Source organism: Amycolatopsis samaneae (assembly GCF_039541975.1).
In the GTDB taxonomy this organism is placed as follows: domain Bacteria; phylum Actinomycetota; class Actinomycetes; order Mycobacteriales; family Pseudonocardiaceae; genus Amycolatopsis; species Amycolatopsis samaneae.
In genome coordinates this window covers 169,201-194,875 of the sequence record NZ_BAABHG010000007.1, presented here as the reverse complement: position 1 = coordinate 194,875, position 25,675 = coordinate 169,201, and the positions used below count along the sequence as shown (strand labels likewise).

General features: G+C 70.2%; 25 protein-coding genes. 9 read left to right on the top strand and 16 right to left on the bottom strand.

Annotated features, from left to right (window positions below; all coding sequences use genetic code 11):
* Positions 1-2: 2 nt before the first annotated feature.
* From ABD987_RS19910 to ABD987_RS19885, 6 genes are all read right to left on the bottom strand, one after another.
* Entirely contained in the window at positions 3-185 is a 183-nt protein-coding gene (locus ABD987_RS19910; RefSeq protein ID WP_345395348.1) for a hypothetical protein, read from the bottom strand.
* 1 nt (position 186) lies between these two features.
* On the bottom strand, positions 187-666 hold the full coding sequence (locus ABD987_RS19905) for an Asp23/Gls24 family envelope stress response protein (protein ID WP_345395345.1): 480 nt from the start codon (positions 664-666) through the stop codon (positions 187-189).
* A 106-nt stretch (positions 667-772) separates the two neighbouring features.
* Positions 773-1,081 carry a hypothetical protein gene (locus ABD987_RS19900; RefSeq protein ID WP_345395342.1) on the bottom strand — a complete coding sequence of 103 codons (309 nt, stop codon included), beginning with the start codon at positions 1,079-1,081 and terminating at the stop codon, positions 773-775.
* Positions 1,081-1,488, bottom strand: a complete 408-nt coding sequence (locus ABD987_RS19895; protein ID WP_345395339.1) for an Asp23/Gls24 family envelope stress response protein — start codon at positions 1,486-1,488, stop codon at positions 1,081-1,083. The genes ABD987_RS19900 and ABD987_RS19895 overlap by 1 nt, the downstream gene beginning before the upstream one ends.
* Positions 1,485-2,078 carry an Asp23/Gls24 family envelope stress response protein gene (locus tag ABD987_RS19890; protein ID WP_345395336.1) on the bottom strand — a complete coding sequence of 198 codons (594 nt, stop codon included), beginning with the start codon at positions 2,076-2,078 and terminating at the stop codon, positions 1,485-1,487. The genes ABD987_RS19895 and ABD987_RS19890 overlap by 4 nt, the downstream gene beginning before the upstream one ends.
* Positions 2,069-2,635, bottom strand: coding sequence for an RNA polymerase sigma factor (locus ABD987_RS19885; protein ID WP_345395333.1), 567 nt, complete (start codon positions 2,633-2,635; stop codon positions 2,069-2,071). The genes ABD987_RS19890 and ABD987_RS19885 overlap by 10 nt, the downstream gene beginning before the upstream one ends.
* A gap of 164 nt (positions 2,636-2,799) precedes the next feature.
* Between ABD987_RS19885 and ABD987_RS19880 the strand changes: the two genes are divergently transcribed.
* The gene (locus ABD987_RS19880; RefSeq protein WP_345395330.1) at positions 2,800-3,006 is read left to right on the top strand and encodes a CsbD family protein; all 207 of its coding nucleotides are present in this window, start codon (positions 2,800-2,802) and stop codon (positions 3,004-3,006) included.
* Positions 3,007-3,081: 75 nt separating this feature from the next.
* Here ABD987_RS19880 and pyrE read toward each other — a convergent pair whose 3' ends face one another.
* From pyrE to ABD987_RS19855, 5 genes are all read right to left on the bottom strand, one after another.
* Positions 3,082-3,645, bottom strand: coding sequence for an orotate phosphoribosyltransferase (pyrE, locus tag ABD987_RS19875; RefSeq protein ID WP_345395327.1), 564 nt, complete (start codon positions 3,643-3,645; stop codon positions 3,082-3,084).
* Between the two features lie 39 nt (positions 3,646-3,684).
* Complete coding sequence (locus tag ABD987_RS19870; protein WP_345395324.1) at positions 3,685-6,267, bottom strand: FtsX-like permease family protein; 2,583 nt, start codon at positions 6,265-6,267, stop codon at positions 3,685-3,687.
* The gene (locus ABD987_RS19865) at positions 6,267-7,022 is read right to left on the bottom strand and encodes an ABC transporter ATP-binding protein (RefSeq protein WP_345395321.1); all 756 of its coding nucleotides are present in this window, start codon (positions 7,020-7,022) and stop codon (positions 6,267-6,269) included. Before ABD987_RS19865 ends, ABD987_RS19870 begins: the two co-directional genes overlap by 1 nt.
* Before the next feature lie 81 nt (positions 7,023-7,103).
* The gene (locus tag ABD987_RS19860) at positions 7,104-7,868 is read right to left on the bottom strand and encodes an SDR family NAD(P)-dependent oxidoreductase (RefSeq protein ID WP_345395318.1); all 765 of its coding nucleotides are present in this window, start codon (positions 7,866-7,868) and stop codon (positions 7,104-7,106) included.
* Positions 7,865-9,151, bottom strand: coding sequence for an RNA-guided endonuclease InsQ/TnpB family protein (locus tag ABD987_RS19855; protein WP_345395315.1), 1,287 nt, complete (start codon positions 9,149-9,151; stop codon positions 7,865-7,867). Before ABD987_RS19855 ends, ABD987_RS19860 begins: the two co-directional genes overlap by 4 nt.
* Positions 9,152-9,243: 92 nt before the next feature.
* Here ABD987_RS19855 and ABD987_RS19850 point away from each other — a divergent pair, with 92 nt between their 5' ends.
* On the top strand, positions 9,244-10,422 hold the full coding sequence (locus ABD987_RS19850; protein WP_345395312.1) for a hypothetical protein: 1,179 nt from the start codon (positions 9,244-9,246) through the stop codon (positions 10,420-10,422).
* 6 nt (positions 10,423-10,428) lie between these two features.
* Here ABD987_RS19850 and ABD987_RS19845 read toward each other — a convergent pair whose 3' ends face one another.
* The 5 genes from ABD987_RS19845 to ABD987_RS19825 all read right to left on the bottom strand — a co-directional run bounded on the left by ABD987_RS19845 (position 10,429) and on the right by ABD987_RS19825 (position 18,396).
* Positions 10,429-11,250 carry a type III secretion system chaperone family protein gene (locus ABD987_RS19845; RefSeq protein WP_345395309.1) on the bottom strand — a complete coding sequence of 274 codons (822 nt, stop codon included), beginning with the start codon at positions 11,248-11,250 and terminating at the stop codon, positions 10,429-10,431.
* 500 nt (positions 11,251-11,750) lie between these two features.
* Complete coding sequence (gene clpB / locus ABD987_RS19840; protein WP_345395306.1) at positions 11,751-14,345, bottom strand: ATP-dependent chaperone ClpB; 2,595 nt, start codon at positions 14,343-14,345, stop codon at positions 11,751-11,753.
* Positions 14,346-14,460: 115 nt separating this feature from the next.
* Positions 14,461-15,648: an MFS transporter gene (locus ABD987_RS19835; protein ID WP_345395303.1), complete on the bottom strand. Its 1,188-nt coding sequence runs from the start codon at positions 15,646-15,648 to the stop codon at positions 14,461-14,463.
* 115 nt (positions 15,649-15,763) lie between these two features.
* On the bottom strand, positions 15,764-17,857 hold the full coding sequence (locus tag ABD987_RS19830) for an MFS transporter (RefSeq protein ID WP_345396187.1): 2,094 nt from the start codon (positions 17,855-17,857) through the stop codon (positions 15,764-15,766).
* Between the two features lie 44 nt (positions 17,858-17,901).
* Positions 17,902-18,396: a MarR family winged helix-turn-helix transcriptional regulator gene (locus tag ABD987_RS19825; protein WP_345395300.1), complete on the bottom strand. Its 495-nt coding sequence runs from the start codon at positions 18,394-18,396 to the stop codon at positions 17,902-17,904.
* A gap of 350 nt (positions 18,397-18,746) precedes the next feature.
* Between ABD987_RS19825 and ABD987_RS19820 the strand changes: the two genes are divergently transcribed.
* From ABD987_RS19820 to ABD987_RS19790, 7 genes are all read left to right on the top strand, one after another.
* On the top strand, positions 18,747-19,922 hold the full coding sequence (locus tag ABD987_RS19820) for a globin domain-containing protein (protein WP_345395297.1): 1,176 nt from the start codon (positions 18,747-18,749) through the stop codon (positions 19,920-19,922).
* A 327-nt stretch (positions 19,923-20,249) separates the two neighbouring features.
* Entirely contained in the window at positions 20,250-21,353 is a 1,104-nt protein-coding gene (locus tag ABD987_RS19815) for a globin domain-containing protein (protein ID WP_345396184.1), read from the top strand.
* 57 nt (positions 21,354-21,410) lie between these two features.
* On the top strand, positions 21,411-22,112 hold the full coding sequence (locus tag ABD987_RS19810; RefSeq protein ID WP_345395294.1) for a dienelactone hydrolase family protein: 702 nt from the start codon (positions 21,411-21,413) through the stop codon (positions 22,110-22,112).
* 141 nt (positions 22,113-22,253) lie between these two features.
* Positions 22,254-23,009, top strand: a complete 756-nt coding sequence (locus ABD987_RS19805) for a lytic polysaccharide monooxygenase (protein WP_345395291.1) — start codon at positions 22,254-22,256, stop codon at positions 23,007-23,009.
* An 80-nt stretch (positions 23,010-23,089) separates the two neighbouring features.
* A complete protein-coding gene (locus ABD987_RS19800) occupies positions 23,090-23,572 on the top strand; it encodes a DUF305 domain-containing protein (protein ID WP_345395288.1) in 483 nt (160 codons plus the stop codon).
* Positions 23,573-24,026: 454 nt separating this feature from the next.
* Positions 24,027-24,776, top strand: coding sequence for a GntR family transcriptional regulator (locus ABD987_RS19795; protein WP_345395285.1), 750 nt, complete (start codon positions 24,027-24,029; stop codon positions 24,774-24,776).
* A 70-nt stretch (positions 24,777-24,846) separates the two neighbouring features.
* Complete coding sequence (locus ABD987_RS19790) at positions 24,847-25,611, top strand: sulfite exporter TauE/SafE family protein (protein WP_345395282.1); 765 nt, start codon at positions 24,847-24,849, stop codon at positions 25,609-25,611.
* The last annotated feature ends 64 nt before the right edge of the window (positions 25,612-25,675 follow it).

Sequence of the window (25,675 nt, the reverse complement as noted above, 5' to 3'; positions counted from 1 at the left end):
GCCTACCTCCGATCCCGGACGGACCCGATGAGCGCGGACACGTCGAGCTTGCCGTCGAGCCAGCGCCCGACCAGCAGCCCGATCGCGCCGAGCAGCAACACGACGACGAACGCGCCGAACCCGCCGAACGCGGCGGCGAGCCCGAGCACCAGCCCGGTGAACAGCCCGATCACTGTCCCGCTCATGTCACTTCACCCGATCGCTGACAGCTTCTTCGTCGTCCTCACCGGGGATGTAGACGTCGTTGACGTTGATGTTGACCTCGACGACCTCCAGCCCGGTCATCTGCTCGATCGCGGTGATCACGTTGCGCCGCACCGAACGCGAGAGGTCCGCGATGCCCACGCCGTATTCGACGACGATCTGCAGATCGACCGCGGCCTGCTTCTCCCCGACCTCGACCGAGACGCCCTGGCCGACGCTGGCCGAGGCGCCGGGGATCCGGTCACGGATCGCGCCGAACGCACGCGCCGCGCCGCCGCCGAGGTCGTGCACCCCGGACACCTCGCGCGTGGCGAGCCCGGCGATCTTCTGCACGACGACGTCGGCGATCGAGGTGGTGCCCTGTTTGGTGACCAGCCCGTCGTCCTTGGTGGTGACCAGCGCGCCGGTCGAGTTCCGGGTGGCGGTGCCCTCCGCGGTCTTGCCGGTAGCCGTGTTGGTCATGCCGTCCTCCATGGGTTTCCGGTGGGGCACAAGGGTTTCGCGCCCCGCTATCTGTATCGACACGATCGCCGGGGGTTCCTCACTACCCGATCGTGTGACCTGGGTCTCAGTGCCCGCCGTCGAACGCGGCACCGTCGATGTCGGTCACGACGAGCCGCAGCGTCGCCTTTTCCCATTCCGTCCCCGTGAGCAGCGGGCGGACCACTTCGGTCGCCCGCGTCAGCAACGGCGGCAGCGGCAGCCGCGTGACGATCAGCCGGATCTCCACGAGTTCGGCGGTCAGGTCGACGGCGAACCCGTCCCAGTCCCACGGCAGCCACGTCGTGGCTTCCTCCGCGACGGGCGTCGCGGGACGCAGCCCGGGAATCGCCCTGATCGCGCCGACGAGTTTTTCGGTGACTTCGTCCGCCGACATCACCACTGCTCCGGTTCGATGTCCAAAATGGACACGGACACCTCGTCGACCGTCAGCCCGGTCTGCTCGGCCACCGCCTGGACCACGGCGCGCTGCACGGCCTGCGCGACCGCGGCGGCCTGGTCGACGGCGGAGGTGACCAGATCGAGGGACACGGTCAGCGTGCCGTCGTCGGCGCGACGGGCGCGGACGCCGTCGGCGGGCGCCGGGTCGAGGCCCTTCCAGCGTTGCCGGGCGGCCCGCGTCCACGCGGTCACCAGCCCGCGCAGACCGGGTTCGAGCCGCACCACACCGGGCGTCTCGACCGCGGCCCGCGCGGCGACGCTCGCGATCACCGGATCGGCGATCACGAACTCCGCTCTCGGCTCCGGCACGCCGGAAACCCCGGTCAGGTCGGACACGGTCATCGATCGTCTCCCACGGTTTCCTCGTACACGTCGACCATCACCAGATCGAGTTTCGCCAGTACCAGGCCGACCTTCGCCGCCGCCGCGGCGGCGACCCGGTCCCGCACCCGCGACAACGCCTCGCCGCCCGCCGCGTTCGCCAGGCTCAGCGCGAGGCTGAGTTCGACCTCGACAACGCTTTCGCCGCCCGGTCCCTCCCCGACGACGCGAACCCGGCAGCGGCGGGCCCGCACGCCGTCGACGGAGTCCGCGGCGTACCGCAGCACGACCGCGACGGCCTGCTCGCTCACCTCGATCGGCCCCAGTTCCGTCGCCGGCAGGCTCAGCAGCTGACCACGCCGCACCTCGGCACGCACCGCGGACATGATCCGCCCGACCAGGTCGGGCGGGGTGGCTTCCGGCTCGGCGATCAGCTCCTGCGTTGCCTCACGCAGCGCCAGCAGGCTTTCGCGGGCGACCCGGCAGTGCGGGCAGGACAGCTCGTGCTCGTCGGCGAGGCCCTGGCCGACGACGTCCATCCGCTCCCAGACCCGCTCCAGCTCCCGGCCGCAGGGCAGTTCGTACTCCTCGGTCGTGTTGTTCACCGCCATGGCTTCATCACCTCGGCCAACTGGGCTCGCGCCCGCGCTATCCGCCCACGGACCGCCACCGCGTTCGCGCCGACGATCTCGGCGATCTCGTCGTAGGAGCGCCCGTGCACCTCACGCAGCAGCCAGCACGCGCGCTGGGGCGGGGTCAGCCGCTGCAGCGCGTCGTTGAGCGCCGCCAGCTGGCCGGACACCTGCGCGGCGTGCTCGGGCCGGGTCTCGGTCCGCGGCGACTCGGCCGTGTCCAGGTCGACGTCCGCACGCGGACGGCGCGCCCTGAGCACGTTGAGACAGCGGTTGGTCGTGGTCCGGTAGAGCCAGCCGACGAACGCCGCGTCGTCGTTGAGCTGCGCGAGCCTGCGCCAGGCCGTGAGGAAGACGTCCTGGACGACGTCCTCGGCGTCGGCGCGGTCCGCGAGCATGCGCGACGCGAGCCGGAACATGGGTCCCTGGTAACGCAGCACGAGCTGCTCGTACGCCCGGACGTCGCCGTCGCGGGCGCGGCCGACCAGGGTCGCGTCGTCGAGCGGCGTGCCGGGCTCCGCACTGGTCGTGGTCACGGCACCTCCTCGGGAAGGAGGACACCGGTCGGCGGGAAAGCTCACGGGTGAATTGTGGGTGATCACCGCCACCTCGGCGAATCCGTGCGGTTCCAGTGGGTGACGGTGTCGTACCGGTGAGCGCATCCGCGAGGGGTGCGACCGAGGAGCACCGGAGGTGCCTGATGTCGTTGGGCGACAAGATCAGCAACAAGGCGGACGACCTCGGCGGCAAGGCCAAGGAGGCTGCGGGGAACGTCACCGGCGACGAGCAGTTGCAGGCCGAGGGAAAGACCGACCAGGCGAAGGCCGGGCTGAAGGACGCCGCCGAGAAGGTCAAGGACGCGGTCGGCGACGCGGCGGAGAAGGTGAAGGACACCTTCCGCAAGTAGGGCTATCGGTCCGTGGGGGCCTCCTTGAGGGACCTAGAGTCCCTCAAGGAGGCCCCCACGGACCTTCGCGGAAACTCAGGCCAGGCCGAGGTCGTCCTTGCCGAGGACGTAGCGGTATTCGAGGCCCGCCTTCTCGACGGCCTCCCGCGCGCCGGTGTCACGGTCGACGACGGTCGCCACCCCGACGACGGTCGCGCCCGCCTCACGCAGCGCCTCGACCGCGGTGAGCACGCTGCCGCCGGTGGTGGAGGTGTCCTCGACCGCCAGCACCCGCTGCCCACGCACCTCGACGCCCTCGACGCGACGCTGCATGCCGTGCTCCTTGACGGCCTTGCGCACGACGAACGCGTCGAGCACGACACCGTCGTTCGAGGCGGAGTGCAGCATCGCCAGCGCGACCGGGTCGGCGCCCAGCGTCAGCCCGCCCGCCGCGACGAAGTCCCAGTCGGCGGTGAGCTGCCGCAGCAGCGTGCCGATCAGCGGGGCGGCGGCGTGGTGCAGGGTCGCCCGCCGCAGATCGACGTAGTAGTCGGCTTCCTTGCCGGACGCCAGGGTCACCTTGCCGTGTACCACGGCCAGTTCGGTGACCAACCTGGCCAGTTCGAGTTTCGCTGCCTTGTCCAACGCGGGAATCGCCACGGCCGAGAGTCTTACACACGCCACAACGTGGTCCGGCCCTCACTCACCGATCGCCGTCGCGTCGCTCGGCCGTCCCCTGGTGGCGAACCAGGCCGGGACGAGCGTGGCCACCAGCGTCAGCGCGGCGGCGAGCCCGATCACCGCGAGGTAGATCGACAGCGGCCCGGACGGCAGCAGCGAATCGCTGGCCACCAGGCAGAACGGCACGATCGCCCCGGCCGAGACGACGGTCCCGAGCACGATCCCGATCAGTGCGGTCAGCCCGCCCTCGATCCCCGCCATGCGCAGCACCTGCGCCCTGGTGAACCCGGTCAGCCGTTGCAGCCCGAACTCCTGACGCCGCCGCGCGGTCGCCATCACGAGCGTGTTCGCCACCGAGATCACGGTGTAGGCCATGATCATCCCGACCAGCAGGTAGTTGATCCACGCGCCGATCTCGTTGCCCTTCTCGTGCGCGGCGATCAGCGTCTCGCGGTCGCCGACCGTCACCGGGAACCCGCGCGTCGCCGCGCGCAGCCGCGTGGCGAGCGTGCCGGGATCGACGCCCGGCTCCGCGCGGACGAGCAGCTGCGGCGCGAGCCCGGCGCTCGTGTGCGAGGCCAGCAGGTCCGCGGGCAGCACGAAACTCTCGAAACCCGGCCGCTGCTTCACCAGGGCCACCACCCGGAGGTCGGCACGCGCGCCGTCGCCCAGCCGCAACGTCATGCGGTCACCGACGTTCCTGCCGAGATCCGTGGCGAGGTCCGCCGGCACCGCGACGGCGTCGCCCGACAACGCGTCGAGGCTGCCCGCCACGACCTGGGTCGCGGTGGTCCGCGCGGCACCGTTCGCGGTCAGGCCGAGTGCCGGTCGTCCCTTCTTCTTCTGCCCGGATTCGTAGGGCTGCTCGACGTAGGCCTTGCTCGTGACGTACTCCGAAGCACCCGCCACCCCGGGGACGTCCTGGACGCGCCGCACCAGTTCGGGCGCGAGCCCGCCCGGCCCGCTGACGACGGCGTCGGCACGGAGATCCTCGGTGAACGCCTGGTTCGACACCGCTTCCTGGGTGGTCTGCAGGTAGATGTTCGCGGTGGCGACGCCGACCGCGAGCATGATCGGGGTGACCGCGCCGGACACGCGCAGCGCGCCGACACGGGTGTTGCGCAGCGCCAGCCAGCCGTTGACACCGGTGAACAGCTTCACCGGTAGGTGCAGCAGCACCGCGGTCGCCTTGGTGACGCCGGGGCTGATCGTCGCGACCCCGATCGCCCACAGCATCACCGCGGGCCCGGCCGTGCTCGCCGCGACCGGACCGCTCATCACGGCCACGGTGACGATCGCCAGCGCGGTACCACCGGCGAAGCACAGCACGGCGAGGATGATCCGCGTCGGCGTGAGCCAGCGCGTCCGCACCGCGGCCTCGGCCAGCGCCTCGGCCAGCGCCTCGGTCGGCCGGACCCGGCCCGCCCGGTACCCGACGGCGACCGCCGCGAGCAGCACGGCCAGCAACACCGCGCCCGCGGCGACGACGGCGGGCACCCAGCCCTGGTGGAAGATCACCTCGGCGGGCACGACGCCGTTCGCCACGAACCGGTCGAACAGCAGCTGCCCGGCGAACCGGCCCGGCAGCACGGCGAGCACGGTGGCCAGCAGGCCGACGCCCATCGCCTCGCCGAGCACCATCCGCCGGAGCTGGCGCGGTGTGGTGCCGATGGCGCGCAGCAGGGCGAGTTCGCGCTGCCGCTGCTGGGTGGACAACGCCAGCGTGCTCGCGACGACGAAGATCGCGACCGACACCGCCAGTCCACCGGTCACGCCGGAAAGCACGATCAGCTTCTCCCCGCTGGCATCCGCTTCGGGGAATTCGAACTGCCCGCGTTCGTCGCCGGTCAGCACGACCGCGTTCGCGTCGTTAGCGTCCTGGAGGACATCGCGCACCCGAGCCGCCACCGCGGCCACGTCGCCGGTCGTGAACACCCCGATCGCGTCGGCCCTGCCGGGATGTCCGGAAAGCCGTTCGGCGTCGGCGGGGGCGAAGAACACCGCGGAGCGCGTCATCGTCCTTGGCGCCGCGGCGATCCCGGCGATCCGATAGGCACCCGTGGTGCCGTGCGCGGCGATGTCGACGCGATCGCCGACGGACAGCCCGGCCCGCCGCGCGAGTTCGGCGTCGAGCACGGTCTCACCGGGCGCGGGCGCGTGGCCGGAGGTCAGCGCGTAGGGCGTGAGCGCGGCGGAATCCCAGGCGTGGCCGAGAATGCCGGCCCCGGCGGCCTTGGGCAGCATGGCCGGGAAGGAGACCTCGGCGACCGCGCCGGTCACCCCGGGAACGGACCGGACGCGGCCGGCGAGCCCGGCGTCGAGGCGGACGCGCTCGGGCAGGGTGACCGTCCGGGTCTTCAGCGCCTTGCCCTTGGCCGAATCGTGTTCGGCCGGATCCTCGCGGGCGATGTCGATTTCCTGCTGGCCGCCGATGACGATCGGCGCACCCGCGAGCCGTTGCGGCTGCGCGTCCGAACGGATGCCGGTCTCCATCAGCCCGGCGCACGCGGAAACGAGCACCGCGCCGAAGAACACCGCGACGAACGTCGCGACGAAACCGCCCTTGCGCAGCCGCAGCGTGCGAAGCACGAGACGCAGCATCAGGCACCCACCGCGGCCCAGGCACCGAGGTGCGTCATGCGCTCGGCTACGGCGTCGGCGGTCGGCCTCGGCAGCTCGCCCGCGATCCGGCCGTCGGCGAGGAAAACGACGCGGTCGGCGTAGGAGGCGGCGACCGGGTCGTGCGTCACCATGATCACCGTCTGGCCGCTGGCTTGAACGGATTCCCGAAGCAGCGCAAGGACTTCCGCGGCCGTGCGGGTGTCGAGCGCACCGGTCGGCTCGTCGGCGAACACCACCGCGGGATCGGTGATCAGCGCGCGGGCGATCGCGACCCGCTGCTGCTGACCACCGGACAGCTGACCGGGCAGATGCCGGCGTCGTTCGGCGAGTCCGACGCGGCGGAGGATCTGGTCGACCAGCCCCCGGTCCGGGCGGCGCCCGGCGAGCTGGTGCGGGAGCAGGACGTTCTGCTCGACGGTGAGCGCCGGAAGCAGGTTGAACGCCTGGAAGACGAAACCGACGCGGTCGCGACGCAGCTTCGTCAGCCTCGCTTCGGACAGCTCGCCGAGGTTCTGCCCGTCGAGGGTGACCGTGCCCGCGCTCGGCCGGTCGAGCCCGGCGGCGCAGTGCAGGAACGTGCTCTTTCCCGATCCCGACGGCCCCATGACCGCGGTGAACTCACCACGGCCGAAGGCGAGGCTGACCCCGTCCAGCGCGGCGACCCCGTTGCCGTAGTCCTTGCGGACGGCCTCCAGCCGCACCGCGTCCCCCGCCCCGTTCCACCCAGTTCTCATGGAGAGAAACGCTAGGGATCGTGGTGGGGTTTCACCCTGGTGCCAGCGTGCGTTCCGGGGGTAGGGAAGTCCCTACCCCGCTCAGGTCCGCCCCTTGCCCCCGAAGCCACCGCTGACCCGGCGCAGCACCGCGCGCGGCAGCAGCCCGCCGATCGCGACGAGGGCCTTGTACTGCAGGCTCGGCACCGAAATCACCTTGCCACGGCGTAGATCGGCCAGCGCCTCGGCGACGACCTGCTCGACGTCGAGCCAGAACGCCTTCGGCCCCGGCTTACCGATCCCGGCGCGCTCGTGGAACTCGGTGTTCGTGAAACCCGGGCACAGCGCCATCATCCGCAGCCCCGGCGGCAGCGACGCCGCGATCCCCTCGGTGAACGAGGTGACCCAGTTCTTGCTCGCGGTGTAGGTCGAACCCCGCCCGCTGAAGAAGCCGGCGACACTGCTCACGTTGATCACGGCTCCGTGGCCGCGCTCGATCATCCCGGGCAGCACGGCCCTGGTCAGCCGGAGCACGGCGGTGACGTTGACGTCGAGCTGACGTTGCAGCGCGTCCGGCGGAATGGTCCAGAAGTCCCCGTTGAGACCGAAACCCGCGTTGTTGACGAGCAGATCGACCGGACCGGCCAGCCGCTCCTCGACCTTCTCTCGTCCGTCCACTTCGGACAGATCGGCGGGCAGCACCTCGACGCGCACGCCGTGGCGCGCGGTGATCTCTTCGGCGAACGCGGTCAGTCGCTCGACGTCGCGGGCGACGAGCACCAGGTCGTACTTCTCGGCGGCGAGCGTGCGCGCGAACTGCGCGCCGATGCCCGCGGTGGCTCCGGTGATCACGGCGGTGGTGGTCATGTGGGTGAACATACCCCCAGTTGACATGCTCCCCAGCCTGATGACTGGGGATTCCCATGCGGCCATGCCGCATCTGGGGTGCTTCCTGCTTCATCGCCCTGCGCCTCCCCGAAGGGTGGACTTACCGGGGCTCCACAAGCGTTTCGCCTCTCCGCCCGCCCGGCGGCGAGGATATTCACGGCAGCGTTCTCATCCCGATCGTGGACAGCGCCGCAGCCGGGACAGCACCATTCCCGGATCTTCAGCTGCATGGTGTCCATGACATGCCCGCAGCCCGAACAGGTTTTCGAGCTGGGCAGCCAGCGGGACACCTTGTGCACTGTCCGGCCGTACCGTTCGGCCTTCTCCTGAAGCAGCCGCACGAACTGTGCCCACCCGACATCCGAGATGGCTCGCGCCAACCGGCGATTGCGGACCATCCCCACAATGTTCAGGTCCTCGACGTGGACCGCTTGATTCTCGCGGACCAGGATGAGGGCCTGCTTGTGGTGATAGTCCCGCCGGGAACAAGCCACCTTGCCGTGCTGCACTGCAACCTTGCGACGTGTCTTCGCCCGGTTCGTGCTGCCCTTGGCTCGGCGGTGCTTCTCGCGTTCCAGCCGGGCAAGCTTCCGCAGTTTCCGTGCGAGGTGTTTCGGGTTCGCCACCTCCGTACGGCGCCCCGTGGTGTCGGCCACGGTCCCCAAGCGGGAGATCCCGAGATCGATCCCCGCTTCCTGCTCGATCGGCGGAAGCGGTGTCGGCTCGACCTCGACCACGAACGAGGCGTAGTAGTGCCCGTCCGGTTCGGCGATGATCGTGACAGAGCTGGGCTCGGACGGCAGAGCACGAGACCAGCGGACACGGACGTCCCCAATCTTCGCCAGGTACAGGTGTCCGTTGGGGCGCAAGCTGAACCCGTTGCGAGTGAGCCGAAACGACTGCCGGTTGTCCTTGCGCGACTTCATGCGTGGCTTGCCGACCTTCCGGCCTCGCCGCTTCCCTGTCACCGAGTCGAAGAAGTTCGAGAACGCCCGATGCGCATCACGTACCGACTGAACCAACGCCACTGACGCCACCTCGGACAACCACACGCGCTCCTCGCAGGTCTTCGCCTCGGTGATCACCCGCCGTTGCACCTCAGTCGGCGACAACTTCTCCCCAGCCCGGTACGCCTCGTCCCGGCAACGGATCGCGTCGTTGAACACCACCCGGGCGCACCCGAATGTCCGCGCCAACGTGCCACGTTGAACTTCGCACGGTTCGATCCGATACCGATACCTGACCTGCACGAACATCACCATAGCCACGAGGTATGACAAAACCGGCGCCGGAGCATACCCACAGGTCAGGCCATAAGGTGCGGGCGCGGGCACGGCGTCGTATGGTCCGCGCCATGGGTAAGCACACCAAGCGAAAAACGGCCTACCTGCCCAGGGTCGCCGCCGGTGCCGCACCTCTCGCTCTCCTGTTCGCCGCCCCGGCCACCACCGTGCTCCTCGCCCCCGCCGAGGCCGCCACCCTTCCCCTCGATCGCCTGCCCCTCCCGCTCGACCACCAGCACGACGGCGGCGTCACGCGCGACCTCGAATCGCACGACGACGGCCGGACGGCCACCTCCCGCGGTTCGGTCGGCCTGGTCCGCCACGACGTGTACCGCGAGCAGCTCGGCGACACGCGCGTCGTCTCGGATGTCCGGCACACCGCAGGTGCCGACCACGAGGACCGCGACTCGACCGTCACCGGCCCGCTCGGCACCGCGCGGACGACGGACGGAAGCGCGGGCTACCGGGAGAGCCGGACGCACACCACGCGGTTCGGCGATCTCGTCGCGTCGACCGGCGGCGACCACTGGCTGCGCCGGGCCGAAACGCGTGCCACCGCCGTTTCCGCCGACCCCGCCACGGGTGTCTCAAGCGCGCACGAAGACGATCAGCGGCTGGTGGGCGCCGGCGAGTCCGGCAGGCACGGCATCGGCCTGCCGCACAGAACCGATCTGCTGACCGAAAACGGCGAACAGCTCGACGCGGGTATCGCGCGTTCGGCCACGCTGGACACCGGTCCGTCGGGCGAGGGCCGGTTCGCCGGTGACCTCGCCGGCGGGCTGGACGGCTCCCGCTCGTCCGGGCAGGCGATCGACGTCGGTGACGTCGCGGCGTTCGGCACGACGTCGGCACAGCACGGCCGAGGCCAGTTCAGCGGGGTCCTCGATGTCGCGAAGACCGGCACGCTTTCCCAGCGCCTCGCCGGGTTCACCAACGGCACCTTCGAGCAGACGCATGTGCTCGGCGGGCATGTCGGACCGCTTTCGGGCACCGTCACCACCACGCAGTCGTCGAGGCTGGCCGACCGGGCCGCGACCGACGCGGCCCAGCCGCACGTCGACGGTGAGCTGGGCGACTCGATCAGCGGCGACCTCGGCGTCGACCACGTGGTGCGAACGCGGGGCGGGACGACGACGTCGGTACGCGGGGTACTGCCGGACCAGCCGCACGTCAGCCGGGCTCAGTCGCTGAGTGTCGGCGTCGCCGATCAGCCACCGGTCACCTTCGCGCCTCCGGCGCTGACGCTCTAGCTCCGCTCAGGAATCGGGGCGTTCCTCCGCGGAACGCGGCTCGGGCGGGATCTGGAACTGCCGGGTCGGCGCCGGGGGCACCGGTGCCGGGGTCTGCGGCGGCGCGGGCACGTCGGGCTGCCGGCCGGTGTCCGCGGGCTGCTCGGGCAGATCGGGCTGCCAGTGCCTGCCGCCGGAGCCGTCGTAGGCCTCCTCGTCGAACGGGTCGACGATGTCGGCGATCTCCCCGAGGTCGCGCAGCAGCCGCTCCAGCCGCGACGGGCCCGCGTTCGGCACGACGCTGGCGAGCACCCACTCGTTCTCCAGCCACGCCACACCGACGTCGCCGCCGAGCTGGTCCGCGGCGTCGACGAGGTCCTGGGTGATGACCTGGCGGGCGCCCTCGGAGTCGTCGGCGAACGCGTAGCGCTGGCCGATCGGGCCGAGCATCTCGGGCATGTCGGCGCGCTGGAACGGCACGCTGGACAGCCACATCTCGATCGGGATCCGGTGGACCTTGTTGCAGCGCACCGCCACCACGACCGCCGGGATCTGCCCCTCGGACTCGATGTCGAAGATGAACACCGGACGGCGGCCGTCGGAGGTGAAGGTCGAGCCTGCCACGACGTTGACCGCGGCGTCTGCGCCGAAGTAGCCGATGGCGCCGCGGGACCACTGCTTCGGCAGCCGCTCGTCCTCCTCGACGAACTGCCATCCGCGCAGCTGGGCCCAGCGCATGCGCTCGCGGTTGCGCGAGCCCTCCTTCGCCCGGTCGGCGGCGAGCAGGCCGAGACCCGCCACCAGCGCGACGGCGGCGATGACGAACCAGATCCACGCTGGAATACCCACGAAGGTCAGGGTATCGCCCCGGCCTCCCGCGCGATGATCGCCCGCGCCGTGTCGCGCCGCCCCTTTCGAGCCAATCGCGGATTTCCGCCCCGGGCCGGCTGCTCCATCCGGCTGAGCCGTCGTGACGCACCGCGATGTGACAACGCTGTCATCGTTGCGGTGCGGTGATTCCGTCGATCCGGCGATCCGTGAAGGACCCCTTCACAGCGTTGGACGCCGGGAAGGGGTCCTTCACGGCCTCGTTCCCTCGCACCGGAACTTGTCCACAGCCTCAGGCGGTTGTGGACAACTCGGGCCCGAAACCGCCGATCGCCGGGTTCTGTCGGACCCCAGCGGTACGCTGAAGCGGGGCCGCCCCCCAACGGGAAGGGTGGGGGATGGGGTTACGCGATCGGGGCGGCGGCTCGTGCGCGGGTAAGGGAAAGGTCCGTGAAGGACTCCTTACCGGCGTTGAGCGCGGTGAAGGAGTCCTTCACGGACCAGTGTCGAGCCGAGCGGCGTCAGACCTTGCTGACGGTCAGCCCGTCGGACGCTTCCATGTCCGGCAGGTCGACACGCACGGTGTCGCCGTCCCGGATCTCGCCCGAAAGCAGCTTCCTGGCGAGCTGGTCACCGATCGCCGACTGCACCAGCCGCCGCAGCGGACGGGCACCGTAGATCGGGTCGAAACCGTTGAGCGCCAGCCATTCGCGGGCACCGTCGGTGACCTCCAGGTGCAGCCGCCGCTGCGCCAGCCGCTTGCCGAGCCTGGCGATCTGGATGTCCACAATGGACGTCAGCTGCTCGGTGCCCAGCGCGTGGAACACGACGATGTCGTCCAGCCGGTTCAGGAACTCCGGCTTGAACTGCCGCTGCACCACCTGGAGCACGGCGTCCCGCCGCTGCCGCTCGTCGAGCGCCGCGTCGGCGATGGCCTGCGAGCCGAGGTTCGAGGTCAGCACGAGGATCGTGTTGCGGAAGTCCACCGTGCGGCCCTGGCCGTCGGTCAGCCTGCCGTCGTCGAGCACCTGCAGCAGCACGTCGAACACGTCCGGGTGCGCCTTCTCGACCTCGTCGAGCAGGACCACCGAGTACGGCCGCCGCCGGACGGACTCGGTCAGCTGCCCGCCCTGGTCGTAGCCGACGTACCCGGGCGGCGCGCCGACGAGCCTGGCCACCGAGTGCTTCTCGGCGTACTCGCTCATGTCGATACGCAGCATCGCGCGCTCGTCGTCGAACAGGAACTCGGCCAGCGCCTTCGCCAGCTCGGTCTTGCCGACGCCGGTCGGGCCGAGGAACAGGAACGAACCGGTCGGCCGGTCGGGGTCGGCGACCCCGGCGCGGGCACGGCGCACCGCGTCCGACACCGCCTTCACGGCTTCTTCCTGCCCGATCACACGATGACCGAGCTCGTCCTCCATGCGCAGGAGCTTGCCGGTCTCGCCCTCCAGCAACCGCCCGGCCGGGATGCCGGTCCACGCGCTGACCACGTCCGCGACGTCGTCCGCGCCGACCTCCTCCTTGAGCATGACGTTCTGCTGGCTGACCTCGCTCGCCGCCGTCGCGGCCGCGAACTCCTTCTCCAGCACCGGAATCCGGCCGTACCGCAGCTCGGCGGCCTTGCCGAGGTCACCGTCGCGCTCGGCCCGCTCCGACTCGCCGCGCAGCTGCTCCAGCTGCTCCTTGAGTTCGCGGACCTTTTCGATCGAGCCCTTCTCGTTCTGCCAGCGAGCGGTCAGCGCGGTCAGCGTCTCCCGCTTCTCGGCCAGCTCGCCACGCAGCGCGGCGAGACGCTCACGAGAGGCGGCGTCGTCCTCTTTGGACAGTGCCATCTCCTCGATCTCCATCCGCCGCACGGCGCGCTCGACCTCGTCGATCTCCACCGGCCGCGAGTCGATCTCCATGCGCAGCTTCGACGCCGCCTCGTCGACGAGGTCGATCGCCTTGTCCGGCAGGAACCGCGCGGTGATGTAGCGGTCGGACAGCGTCGCGGCCGACACCAGCGCGGCGTCGGTGATCCGGACACCGTGGTGCACCTCGTAGCGCTCCTTGAGCCCGCGCAGGATGCCGATGGTGTCCTCGACCGACGGCTCGCCGACGAGCACCTGCTGGAACCGCCGCTCCAGCGCGGGGTCCTTCTCGATGTGCTCGCGGTACTCGTCCAAGGTGGTCGCGCCGACCATCCGCAGCTCACCACGGGCAAGCATCGGCTTGATCATGTTCCCGGCGTCCATCGCGCCCTCACCGGTCGCGCCGGCGCCGACGATCGTGTGCAACTCGTCGATGAACGTGACGACCTCGCCCGCGGAGTCGGTGATCTCCTTGAGCACGGCCTTCAGCCGCTCTTCGAACTCGCCGCGGTACTTCGCGCCGGCGACCATCGAACCGAGGTCCAGCGCCACGACCCGCTTGCCGCGCAACGATTCCGGCACGTCACCGGCGACGATGCGCTGCGCGAGGCCCTCGACGATGGCCGTCTTGCCGACGCCCGGCTCGCCGATCAGCACCGGGTTGTTCTTGGTACGCCGCGAAAGCACCTGCACGACCCGGCGGATCTCGGTGTCCCGGCCGATCACCGGGTCGAGTTCGCCAGCACGCGCACGCGCGGTCAGGTCGACGCCGTACTTCTCCAGCGCCTTGAACGTGCCTTCCGGATCCGGGCTGGTGATCCGCGCGGAGCCGCGGACCTTGGCGAACGCCTCGCGCAGCGCGTCCGGCGTCGCACCGTGGCGGCGCAGCAGGTCGGCGACCTGCGCGCCCTCGGTGGCCAGCCCGACGAGCAGGTGCTCGGTCGAGACGTACTCGTCCCCGAGCTCGGTCGCGAGCTTCTGCGCGTGCGTCAGCGACTTGACGGCCGGCGCGTCGAACTGCGGGGTCGACACGGTCGCCCCGGTCGCCGAGGGCAACGCGCCGATGATCGGCTCGAGCTCCTTGTGCACCTGCTCCGGGTCGGCCCCGACCGCGGTCAGCAGCGGCGCGGTGAGCCCTTCACCCTGCGCGAGCAGCGCGCCGAGCAGATGCGCCGCCGAAACATGCGGATTGCCCGCCATCGTGGCTGCCTGCGCCGCGGAGGAGATCGCCTGCTGGGTCTTCGTGGTCGGGTTGAAAGCGTCCATCCCTCACCTCGTACTTGGGTACTGCGTCCTACACAGTCTGCGGAAAAGTCCTGGTCACCGCTCATCGCGGTGCCTCTCGACAGGTATAACGTCAGAAAACTTGAGTCTGTTCCACTCAACTCTGAATCGGTGCCACGGCATGCGCGGGAAGCCGGGGCGCGAGCCTGCCGAGCCCGGCCGCGGCCAGGCAGGCACAGATACCGACCAGCACCCAGGGTAGCCATACCGCGACGGAAAAGAGCGCCACGATGGCCGGGGCCAGCACCTGGGCCACGGTGAACGCGTACTGGAACGCCGCCAGGTAGCGGCCCTTGGCCTCGGGCGGCGCCGCGGCCTCGGCCAGCGCGCCCGAGCGCGGCCCGAACACGAGATCGCCCGCCGCGAACACCAGCGTCGCCGCCAGCAGGTAGGGCACCTCCCAGCCACTGGGCAGGACCAGGGCGCCGAGACTGACCACACACCACGCGGCGAACAGCGCCGAACCGAGCCGCATCGCGGCGATCCGGGTCAGGTAGCGGGTCAGGCGCAGCGCGTACGTCCCGCCGACACTGGTCAGCACGGTCAGCAGGGCCAGGATCGCGCCGGGCAGCCAGACCGGGCCGCGCAGCTGTTCGAGCACGAACACCGGGGTGCCCACGAGGAAGAAGTCCAGCGACAGGCCGAACAGCCCGCTGAACGCGATCAACGCCAGGTACGGCCGGTTCCGGCAGACCCGCGCGGACGCCGGCCGCCGGGTGCACCGCGGCGGCACGGTGCGCACGAACATCGCCAGGATCACCGCCGCGATCCCGAAGCTGACGGCGTCCGCGGCGACCACGATCCGATAGCCGTCCTGGTCGATGCCGGTGAGCAGCACGGCGGCGGCCACCCCGCCGAGGCCGAAAGCGCCCGCCCGCACCATGCCCGCCTCGGCGAACGGCCGGTCCTTCGGCACGTCACCCGCGACGTGCGCGATCAGCGCGTACAGCGAGCTGTAGAACAGCTGCTGGCCCGTCGTGAGCAACACGGCGGCGAGCACCACCATGCCGAAGCCACCGGCGAACAGGTAGCACACCAGCCCGGCCGCCTGGACGAGCTGGGCGCCGACGACGACCGAGCGAGGGCCCACCCGGTCGACGAGCCGCCCCGCCACCGGAGGCACGAGCAGTCCGACGAGCGTGCCCGCCGTGACGGCGGGCCCGGCCACCGCGAGCGGCAGATCCACCACTCGGGTCACGTAGACGAGCACCAGGGGAAGGAAAAGTCCCGAACCGAAATTGTCGACACCCAGCGCGCACAGCAGCGCCGCTCGGCCACCTGTCACGTGCCAAACGCTACTGCCGGAAAACGGTGCGGAGGCAGGTCCGAAAGCCGCCTTTTCCCAGCGGAAATGACACTCCCGGTAGCACTTCGTGTGCTACCGGGAATCCCTTTCGGGTTCAGCCAGCGTGGCGTAGTCCGACACGCGGGACCGGTGCCAGTTCGACGTCGTAACGGGTCCGGCTCCCGGCCCCGACGGTGAACGCCCCGGCGAGCGGCCGGTGCCCCGGCGCGGCCACCGTGAGCGTGTATGCCCCCGGTGTGAGTCCGGAAATCCCGTACCACCCGTCGCCACCCGCGTGAGTGGAGTCGACGACCGTGCCCTGACCATCGGTCACGGTCACCAGCGCGCCCGCGACCGCCGCGTGCCTGCCCGCGGTGCGGACCCGCCCGCCGAGCCCGCCGGTGCGCTCCAGCAGGAAGTCGTGCCGCAGCGGGATCTCGTCGAGCCGCACGGTCGAGGCCTGCGGCCGGATCGTGCCCGACGTCGCGAGCAGGACGTGGTCACCGGCACCCGGCGCGGTCAGCCGGTATTCGCCGCCGGGACCGGTGTGCCCGAGGGCGACCTGGTGCCCGGACGCGTCGGTGAGCGTGAGGACGACGCCCGCGACCGGCCGCCCGTTCGCCCCGAACACCCGCCCGTGCAGATGCGTGACCGAGGCAGCCACCGCGGCGATCTCCGCGGTTTTCTCGGTTTCTCCGGCTTCTTCGACGACCACGGTCTCGACGTCCAGCGACTGTCGCAGCGGGACCTCCTTCATCAGCAGCACGGCCACCAGCGTGACCACCGCGATGCAGCCCGCGATGAGGAAGACGTTGCCGATCGCGTCGCCGTAGGCGCTGTGCACGATCGTCCGCATCGGCTCCGAAAGCGACTTGATGTCGAGCGTGCCGCCGCCCTTGGCCGCGCCGGCCGGGACGCCGAGCTTCGCCAGCGACTCGGTGATGTTCGTGGTGACGTGCGAGGCGAGCACCGCGCCGAGCGCGGACACCCCGGCCGCGCCGCCGAGCGAGCGGAAGAACGTGACCACCGACGAGGCCGCGCCCATGTCCTTCATGCCGACGCCGTTCTGCACGACCAGCACGAGGTTCTGCATGAGCAGTCCGACCCCGATGCCGACCAGCGCGAGATAGCCGCCCATGAGCGTCAGGTTCGTGGCGTGGTCGATCGTCGAGAGCAGGAACAACCCGGCGACGAGGAAGACCGCGCCCGGCACCATGAACGGCTTCGTCCGGCCGGTGCGCGAGATGATCTGCCCCGCCACCGTCGAGGAGATCGCCAGGCCGAGCAGCATCGGCATGGTCATCAGCCCCGCGTGCGTCGGCGTGAAACCGCGCGCCAGCTGGTAGTACTGGCCGAGGAAGACCGAGGCGCCGAACATCCCGGTGCCGACCGCGAGCGAGCCGAGCACGGCGAGGGTGAACGTCCGGTTCCGGAACAGCCGCAGCGGGACCACCGGCTCGGCGGCCCGCGTCTCGGCGAACACCGCCAGGCCCAGCAGGACCACCGCGCCGCCGACGTAGCCAAGCGTCGACCACGAGACCCAGGCGAAGCTCTTGCCCGCCAGCGAGATCCACACCAGCAGCAGGGCGACACCGCCGACGAGCAGGGTCGCGCCGAACCAGTCGATCTTGACCTCGCGCTTGATCACCGGCAGGCGCAGCGTCCTGCCGAGCACGACGAACGCGATCACCGCGATCGGCACGCAGACCCAGAAGCACCAGCGCCAGCCGAGCGGCGAGTCGACGATGAGGCCGCCGACCAGCGGACCCGCCACGGTCGCGACCGCGATCACCGCGCCGATGTAGCCGGAGTACCGGCCGCGTTCCCTCGGCGGGATCATCGCGGCGATGACGATCTGGACCAGCGCCTGCAGACCACCGAGGCCGATGCCCTGGAGCGCGCGGTAGGCGATCAGCTCCGGCATCGACTGCGCGATACCGCCGAGGACCGAGCCGAGGGTGAAGATCGCGATCGCCAGCTGGTAGAGCAGCTTCTTGCTGAAGAGGTCGGCGAGCTTGCCCCAGATCGGGGTCGTCGCGGTCGAGGTGAGCAGCATCGCGGTGACGACCCACGTGTACTCGCCCTGCGTGCCACGCAGGTCGGCGAGGATCGTCGGCAGCGCGTTGGACACGATCGTCGAGGACAGCATTGCCACCAGCAAGGCCAGCAGCAGCCCGGAAAAGGCCTTCATGATCTGCCGGTGGGACATCTCCTGCCCACCGGCCTGGGATTCGCTCGTACTCACGCCTTTGCTCACTTTCCGTTCTCCGCCGCGGCGAAACAGCCACCGGGGGCACCGAGCGTCGTCCGGAGGGCGTCGTTCAGCTCCGCCAGCCCGGTGGTGAGCGTGGTGATCCGCTCCTCGTCCCAGCCGCCCAGCGCGTTCCGCATGAATTCGAGGTAAGTGGTCCGCCAGCGCTCCAGTTCGGCGTTCCCGCGTTCGGAGACGCTGATGAGCGTCGCGCGGCCGTCGTCGGGGGCGGGGCGACGGTCGATGAGGCCGGCCTCCTGCAACTGCGTGACCTGCCTGCTGACCACCGAAAGGTCGACGAACCGGCGCTTCGCCAGCTCGGACGGCCGCGCTTCGCCCACCTTCGAAAGGTCCGACAGCAGCATGACCGCGGCGGGATGCAGATTCGGCTGCGTCTTCCAGGCCTGGATGATCCACGCGTGCTGGATCAGCGCGGCCGCCCTGAGCTCGCGCACCAGCTCCAGCCGGACGTCCTCGCCCTCGGTCGTGCTCCCCATCGCCGCCTCGCCGTCCTCACGTTACCCACTTGGTTGTGTCATACAACTATATGACCGGAAGGTTGCGTAGCACAACTATCGAACTGGTGAGGTGCCCCACGTCCCCGCCCGGGAATACACCCGTCCGGAGCAACGATGCAGGCAAAGAGCCGCCTGGCAGCTACTCTGCGGACGAGCCACGAACCGCGATCGGTCTGGCCCGGATCAATCGAAGAGGTGGAGCAGTGGTCGATTCCCCCGGAGACCCCCAGGCGTTCGACCGCGACGAAAACTCCTCGCCTGCATCCCGGGCAGTTCGTGACTAGTCGCCAGCCCTGCTCGCACGTACCCCGAACAGCGAATACCCGCCCATGACAGCCGAATCGATCAGCCCGCTCGCCCGCTCCGCCACCTCCCGGGAGACCCCTGCCGCCGTCGTCGCGATGGTCCGGCTCATCAGGGAGACCTGGGAGAGGTCCGAACCGTTCATCCCGGAGATCTCGCAGTTCTTCTACGGGATGCTCTTCACGCTGGCACCGGCCACCCGCGACTTCTTCCCGATCAACATGGAGGTCCAGCGGGGCAGGCTGGTGCGCGCGCTGGTGCGCATCGTGCAGATGGTGGACCGGCCGGACGACCTGGTGCCGTTCCTCCGGCAGCTCGGCAGGGACCACCGCAAGTTCGGCGTCATCCCTCGGCACTACGAGGCGGTCGGCACCGCGCTGCTCGCCTCGCTCAAGAACCACCTCGGCCCGGCGTGGACCCCGGAGGTCGAGCGGGCGTGGGCCGAGGCGTTCACCATCGTCGCGCGCGCGATGCAGGAGGCCGCCGCCGCCGACGCGAACCCGGCGTCCTGGCAGGCCACCGTGCTCGAACACCGGCGGCTCACCTGGGATCTGGCACTGGTGCGGGTCATGCCGGAGCACCCGGTGCCCTACCTGCCCGGTCAGTACATGAGCGTCGAGGTGCCGCAGCGGCCCCGGCTGTGGCGCTACCTGTCCCCGGCGAACGCGCCGCGCGAGGACGGCGGCATCGAGTTCCACGTGCGCGCGGTCGACGGCGGCTGGGTCTCCCGCGCGATCGTCAGCCACACGCAGCCCGGCGACGTCTGGCGGCTCGGGCCGCCGCTGGGCAGGCTCGCCGTCGACCGGGAGAACGGACGGGACGTCGTCATGGTCGCGGGCGGCACCGGCGTCGCGCCGCTGCGGTCCATTCTCGACCATCTGGCACTGTGGGGCGAGAACCCGAAGGTGCGGCTGTTCTACGGCGGCCCGACCCGGGACGCCCTCTACGATCTCGACGAGCTGCGCGCCCTGGCCTCGACCAACCCGTGGCTGAACATCACGCCCGTGGTCGAGCGCGGCGAGGACGCCCCTGGCTGCGAGCAGGGCACGCTCGCCGAGGCGGTCACCCGCTACGGCGCGTGGGAGGGCCACGACATCCTGGTCGCGGGATCGCCCGCGATGATCCGCGCGACCGTGTCGCGGATGCTCGTCGCGGGAAGCGCGCTGGACCAGATCCAGTACGACCCGTTCACCGTCGACTGATCCCGCGCCACACCCGGTTTCGCCGATTACTACCCGGCGAAAACCGTTATGCGCGAACTAAAAACCTCGCAAGATCGTTCTTACTCAGTGACATTCGAGTCTGACCAAACGTATCGAAATTGCTCCGTTCGAGCGGAAGTGGCGCACTTACGCGCCATTCTCCGGAAATGGGCATAGGGTCGGGCAGGCTCGGGGGCGGGCACCGCGGATGCGCTGCGTTGATCGCAGACTTCCTTTCAGGACTGGAGAATCCCGTTCCCGATGAGTAAGCCGACGACCTATTCCCGCCCCTCCCGTCCCCTGGTCCCGGGAGCCGACGGCCAGCGGATGGCAAAACTCGTCCGCGACAGTTTCGCCGTGGTCGAACCGAAGGCAGGCGAAGTCACGAGTTACTTCTACGGCGCGCTGTTCACGATCGCGCCGGAAACCAGGGACCTGTTCCCGGCCACCATGACCGTCCAGCGGGACCGGCTGTTGCGCGCGCTGGTCTACGTCGTCCAGATGGTCGACCGCCCGGACGAACTGGTCACCTTCCTGCGCCAGCTGGGCCGCGACCATCGCAAGTTCGGCGTGCTGGAGCGGCATTACGACGCCGTCGGCGTCGCGCTCATCGCCGCGTTGAAACGCTACCTCGCCGGCCACTGGACGGCCGAGGTCGAGGCCGCGTGGACCTCGGCGTACCGGCTGATCGCGCAGAGCATGCGGGAGGCCGCCGCGGCCGAAACGGGACCGCCGTGGTGGGCGGCGACGGTGCTCGAACACCGCCGGATCGGCCGCGACGTCGCGCTGGTCCGGGTCCGGACCGCCGAACCGTTGCCCTATCGCGCCGGCGGCTATGTGAGCGTGGAAACCCCGCACCGGCCCCGGTTGTGGCGTTACCTTTCCCCGACGACGGCGCCACGGAACGACGGCGTGCTGACCTTCCACGTCCGCGCCGTCCCCGGCGGCTGGGTGAGCGGCGCGATCGTGCGGCACACCCGTCCCGGCGAGGTGTGGCGGATCGGCCCCGCGATGGGCTCGCTCTCGGTCCTGCCGTCCGTCCGGCCGCGGCCGTTGCTGATGATCGGTGGTGGCACCGGAATCACTCCGCTGCTGTCCATTCTCGACGATCTTTCGCGCTGGACGCACAACCCCCGCGTACACCTGTTTTTCGGCGGGCGAAGACCGGAGGACCTGTATGTGCTCGACGATCTGCGCAAGCTGGCCGCGACGGCGAAGTGGCTGACCATCACCCCGGTGACCGAGGAGGGCGCGGTGGCCGGCGGCGACCGGGGCTCGCTGGCCACCGCGGTGACCCAGCGCGGGGCGTGGAACACGCACGACGTCCTGGTGTCCGGGTCCCCGCCGATGATCCGCGCCACGATCGCCCGGCTGCTGGCGACGGGCACCGAGCTGGAACGGATCTCCTACGATCCGTTCACCTTGGACTGATCCGTTCTGGATACCGTGAGTATGGAAAAACCGATGGTTTCGGACTAGGGTTTCACCATGGAGATCAGCGTTCCCACGCCGGGCGGCCCCATCGACGGCTACCTCGCCGAACCAGACGGCGACGGCCCGCATCCGGCCGTCGTGATCATCCACGACGTCACGGGACTCACGCAGGACGCCAGGAACATCACCGACCGGTTCGCCGCGGAGGGCTATCTCGCGCTGAGCCCGAACATGTACGCGCGCGGCGGCCTCGTCCGCTGCGTGAAAGGGGTTTTCCAGAACCTTTTCGCCCAGCAGGGACGCGCGTTCGACGACATCGAAGCGTCACGACAGCTTCTCGCCGCGCGCGAGGACTGCACCGGCAAGGTCGGCGTCGTGGGGTTCTGCATGGGCGGCGGATTCGCGTTGATCGCGGCGACCCGGGAATTCGACGCTTCCGCGCCGTATTACGGAATGCTGCCGAAGGACCTTTCCGTCCTGGACGGCGCCTGCCCGATCGTCGGGAGCTTCGGCCGGAAGGACGTCAGCCTGCGCGGCGCGGCCGCCAAGCTCGAGGCGAAACTGTCCGAAGCCGGAATTCCCCACGATGTCAAGGAATACCCCGACGCCGGGCACAGCTTCGCGAACCAGTTCCGGCTGGGCCCGCTCAACGCGTTGATCAAGGTCGCCGGGTTCGGCTATCACCACGATTCCAGCGAGGACGCGTGGCGCCGGGTGACCGCTTTCTTCGGCGAGCACCTGCGCCGTACGGACTGAGCCGTTCGGCCTCGCGTGCGCCGCCGTTCAGGCGCTCTTCGTTGACCGTGGTAGCGGTTGCTCTTATGGTCTAGACCACGTCTTCCTCCAAGAGGCGGATGCGCTTCGCCCTCCGGAACAAGGCTGTTCGAGGAGCCGACAATGACGTGGAAACGTAAACTCGGGGCCGCCGCGGCCGGTGCCGCCCTCGCCCCCCTCATCGTGGTGGCGCTGCCGGCGGCCGTCGCCAGCGCGCACGGCTACATCTCTTCGCCGCCAAGCAGGCAGGCGATGTGCGCGCAGGGCCGGGTGCCGAACTGCGGCGACATCATCTACGAACCCCAGAGCGTCGAAGGCCCGAAGGGCTTGCGCAGCTGCAACGGCGGCGAGGGCCGTTTCGAGCAGCTGAACGACGAATCCAAGCCGTGGCCCGCGACGTCGGTGGGCAAGTCGGTGTCGTTCAACTGGATCATCACCGCGCGGCACGCGACCACCACCTGGGAGTACTACATCGGCGGCACGCGGCTCGCGGTGTTCAACGACCACGGCAGGCAGCCGGGCGCGACCGTGCAGCACACCGTGGACATGGGTTCGTTCACCGGCAGGCAGAAGCTGCTCGCCATCTGGAACATCGCCGACACGGCCAACGCGTTCTACGCGTGCGTCGATCTGCAGATCGGCGGTGGCGGGCCGACTACGCCGCCCACCACTCCACCGACCACCCCACCGACCACCCCGCCGACGACGCCGCCGACCACGACGACACCGCCCACCGGCGGCACGTGGGCCGCGGGCACGGCGTACCAGCCGGGCGCCGAGGTGACCTACAACGGCGCGACCTACAAGTGCCTCCAGGCCCACACCGCGATCCCCGGCTGGGAACCGTCCAGCACTCCCGCGCTGTGGCAGAAACTGTGAGGTTCCGGCTTTTCCTGGGTTTGGCTGCCGCGCTTCTGGTGCTCACCGGATGCTCCGGGGGCGCGGCGGCCCCTCCACCGGTGCGCGCGCCTTCGAGCGCGCCGGAGTTCAACGCCGCGGACGTGATGTTCCTGCAGATGATGATCCCGCATCACGAGCAGGGCGTGGAGATCGTCCGGCTGGCGCGCGACCATCAGGTGCGCCCGGCGGTCGCCGAACTCGCCGCGGCGATCGAGGCGACGCAGCGGAGCGAAGCCGAGGACATGAAAGGCTGGCTGCGTGACTGGGGCCAGCCCGCCACGGCCGACGCGAGCGCGCACGCTGGGCACGGCGGCATGCCGATGACCAGCCCCGACCTGATCGGAGCGCTGAAGTCCGCGCCGGGCGCGGAGTTCGAACGGCGTTTCCTCGACATCCTCGCCGGGCACCAGCACCAGGCCGTCGAGATGTCCCAGACCGAAACCTCGACGGGCAAGAACCCCGCCGCCCGCGATCTGGCCCACCGCATCGTCGAATCCCGCACCGCCGAGATCAAGCAACTCCTCGGCTACACCACGACCTGACCCCCGCCCCACCACCCAGGCACCCCCCACCCGCCCTGGGGGCACGGCCCTGCAACATTCTATCGCCCCGGCACGACAGAACCCGGTCTTCGGCGGACCTGGGCACGAGTTGTCCACAACGGACGGTTCCTGTGGAAAAACGGCGCGGCACGGGAATCGTGACCGTGGAGGCCACATTGGGGGACGCTGATTCCCTCAATGTGGCATTCGCGGACTTCGCGGTGCGGGGACCCGTGTCCCGAACGGCCCGTTCGCGACGTTCAGTGTCCCCAACGGAGCGTTCGCGACATCCCCGAGCGTCCCGCCATGCCCGCCGCACCGGCGTATTCACCCGGCCACCGCGGCAAACCCCCACACCAGAACGTTTACGCAGGTCAACCGAAGTGGCGTAACCTCGGCGTAACAAAGATCCCGGTAGCGTGACCGGCGACGGAACGCTACGAAAGGGGCTGGGGTGAGCGAGAAAGCGATGTCCTCGCGGCCCCGCGCCGAACGTGCCCGGCAGGTGGCGGACACGCTGCGACGGCAGATCGCCGACGCCGCGTTCGCCGATGGCGTGCTCCCCGACGAACACACACTGGGCACCCGGCTGGGTGCCTCGCACAACGCGGTGCGGGACGCCCTCGCCCTGTTGCGCGCCGAAGGCCTGATCACGCGCAGACAGGGCATCGGCACCACCGTGGTGATGCCGAAGTACGGCCACGGGCTGGATCAGCTCACCGGCCTCGCCGAGGCACTCACCGGCCACGGCACCGTCACCAACGAGGTACGCACCGCCCATTCCGTGCCGCGGCCGCCCGCGGCCATCGCGGAACGCCTGGACCTGTCCCGTGACACCGAAGTCATCTGCATCGAACGGCTGCGCAGGCTCGGCGGGATCCCGCTTTCGCTGGACACTACCTACCTCACCGCCGACATCGGCCGCCCGCTGCTGGACCGCGATCTGACCGGCCGCGACCTCTTCGCGCTGATCGAAGAAACCACCGGCGAACGGCTGGGCAGCGCCGAAGTCGCCGTACACGCCGTCACCGCGGGCCCGGACACCGCCGCACTGCTGGACATTCCCTCCGGCGCCGCGATCTTCGCGATCGAGCGGCTCACCCGGCTGGCCGACGGCCGTGCGGTCGACGCCGAATCCATCCACCTCCGCGCCGACCGCCTCACCCTGCGCGCGACGCTACGACGCGAGCCCGCGCCGCGCTGAAGCATTCGCCGGGACGACGTCACCCTCACCTGACCCGCGTACTCAGCGAAACTCTCGATCGGAGGCCGCCGTGACCGGCTTGACCGCGCCATCGCTGATCCTGCTCGGGCTGTTCGGACTCGTCGGCGGGATCGGCATCACCGCCATCGGACCCGGCGGGGTGCTGCCCACCATCGGGCTGTTCGCGCTGACGAGCCTGTCCCCGGCGCAGGTCGCCGGTACCGCCATCGTCACCCACGTCGCGACCGGTGCGCTGGCCACCGCCGCCTACGCGCGCTCGGGTGAACTGCGCGAGCCGGAAACCCGCCGCACCGCGCTGATCCTGGCGGGCACCGCCGTCGTCGGGACGCCCCTCGGCGTGATGGTCAACAGCCTGGTGTCGAAACGGATGTTCGGCTTGATGCTCGGCGTTTTCGTGGCCGCGGTCGCCGTTCTCGTGTGGTATCGCGAGCGGCACCAGCCCGCCGCGACGCGCGCGCACCCGGCCAAGGTCGTGGTCGCCTGCCTCGGGCTGGCCGTTTCGCTCTGCGCGGGGATCGTCGGCATCGGCGGGCCGATGCTCACCGTGCCGCTGCTGGTCGCGCTCGGTGTTCCGGTGCTGGAATCGCTGGCCTCGGCTCAGGCCCAGTCGGTCGTCATCGCCTCGGCCGGCACCGTGGGGTACGTCGCCGCCGACGCCATCGACTGGCCGCTGGCGGCACTGGTCGGGATCCCCGAACTGGCCGGGGTACTCATCGGCTGGAAGATCGCCCGCGCGCTACCCACCCGCCGGCTGAAGTACGTCCTCATCGCGACCTTGCTCGCCGTGGCGCCCTATCTCGCCTTCCACGGTTGACCGGCAAAACGAACGGGGCGCCCGGTCGGCAGACCGGACGCCCCGTCCTCGCACTGAAAGCCGG

Excerpts from the sequence above, each read along its gene's own strand:
- ABD987_RS19910 (WP_345395348.1), bottom strand. The coding sequence starts at position 185 with ATGAGCGGGACAGTGATCGGGCTGTTCACCGGGCTGGTGCTCGGGCTC.
- ABD987_RS19905 (WP_345395345.1), bottom strand. The coding sequence starts at position 666 with ATGACCAACACGGCTACCGGCAAGACCGCGGAGGGCACCGCCACCCGG.
- ABD987_RS19900 (WP_345395342.1), bottom strand. The coding sequence starts at position 1,081 with ATGTCGGCGGACGAAGTCACCGAAAAACTCGTCGGCGCGATCAGGGCG.
- ABD987_RS19895 (WP_345395339.1), bottom strand. The coding sequence starts at position 1,488 with ATGACCGTGTCCGACCTGACCGGGGTTTCCGGCGTGCCGGAGCCGAGA.
- ABD987_RS19890 (WP_345395336.1), bottom strand. The coding sequence starts at position 2,078 with ATGGCGGTGAACAACACGACCGAGGAGTACGAACTGCCCTGCGGCCGG.
- ABD987_RS19880 (WP_345395330.1), top strand. The coding sequence starts at position 2,800 with ATGTCGTTGGGCGACAAGATCAGCAACAAGGCGGACGACCTCGGCGGC.
- ABD987_RS19870 (WP_345395324.1), bottom strand. The coding sequence starts at position 6,267 with ATGCTGCGTCTCGTGCTTCGCACGCTGCGGCTGCGCAAGGGCGGTTTC.
- ABD987_RS19865 (WP_345395321.1), bottom strand. The coding sequence starts at position 7,022 with ATGAGAACTGGGTGGAACGGGGCGGGGGACGCGGTGCGGCTGGAGGCC.
- ABD987_RS19860 (WP_345395318.1), bottom strand. The coding sequence starts at position 7,868 with ATGACCACCACCGCCGTGATCACCGGAGCCACCGCGGGCATCGGCGCG.
- ABD987_RS19855 (WP_345395315.1), bottom strand. The coding sequence starts at position 9,151 with ATGGTGATGTTCGTGCAGGTCAGGTATCGGTATCGGATCGAACCGTGC.
- ABD987_RS19850 (WP_345395312.1), top strand. The coding sequence starts at position 9,244 with ATGGGTAAGCACACCAAGCGAAAAACGGCCTACCTGCCCAGGGTCGCC.
- clpB (WP_345395306.1), bottom strand. The coding sequence starts at position 14,345 with ATGGACGCTTTCAACCCGACCACGAAGACCCAGCAGGCGATCTCCTCC.
- ABD987_RS19830 (WP_345396187.1), bottom strand. The coding sequence starts at position 17,857 with ATGTCCCACCGGCAGATCATGAAGGCCTTTTCCGGGCTGCTGCTGGCC.
- ABD987_RS19825 (WP_345395300.1), bottom strand. The coding sequence starts at position 18,396 with ATGGGGAGCACGACCGAGGGCGAGGACGTCCGGCTGGAGCTGGTGCGC.
- ABD987_RS19820 (WP_345395297.1), top strand. The coding sequence starts at position 18,747 with ATGACAGCCGAATCGATCAGCCCGCTCGCCCGCTCCGCCACCTCCCGG.
- ABD987_RS19815 (WP_345396184.1), top strand. The coding sequence starts at position 20,250 with ATGGCAAAACTCGTCCGCGACAGTTTCGCCGTGGTCGAACCGAAGGCA.
- ABD987_RS19810 (WP_345395294.1), top strand. The coding sequence starts at position 21,411 with ATGGAGATCAGCGTTCCCACGCCGGGCGGCCCCATCGACGGCTACCTC.
- ABD987_RS19805 (WP_345395291.1), top strand. The coding sequence starts at position 22,254 with ATGACGTGGAAACGTAAACTCGGGGCCGCCGCGGCCGGTGCCGCCCTC.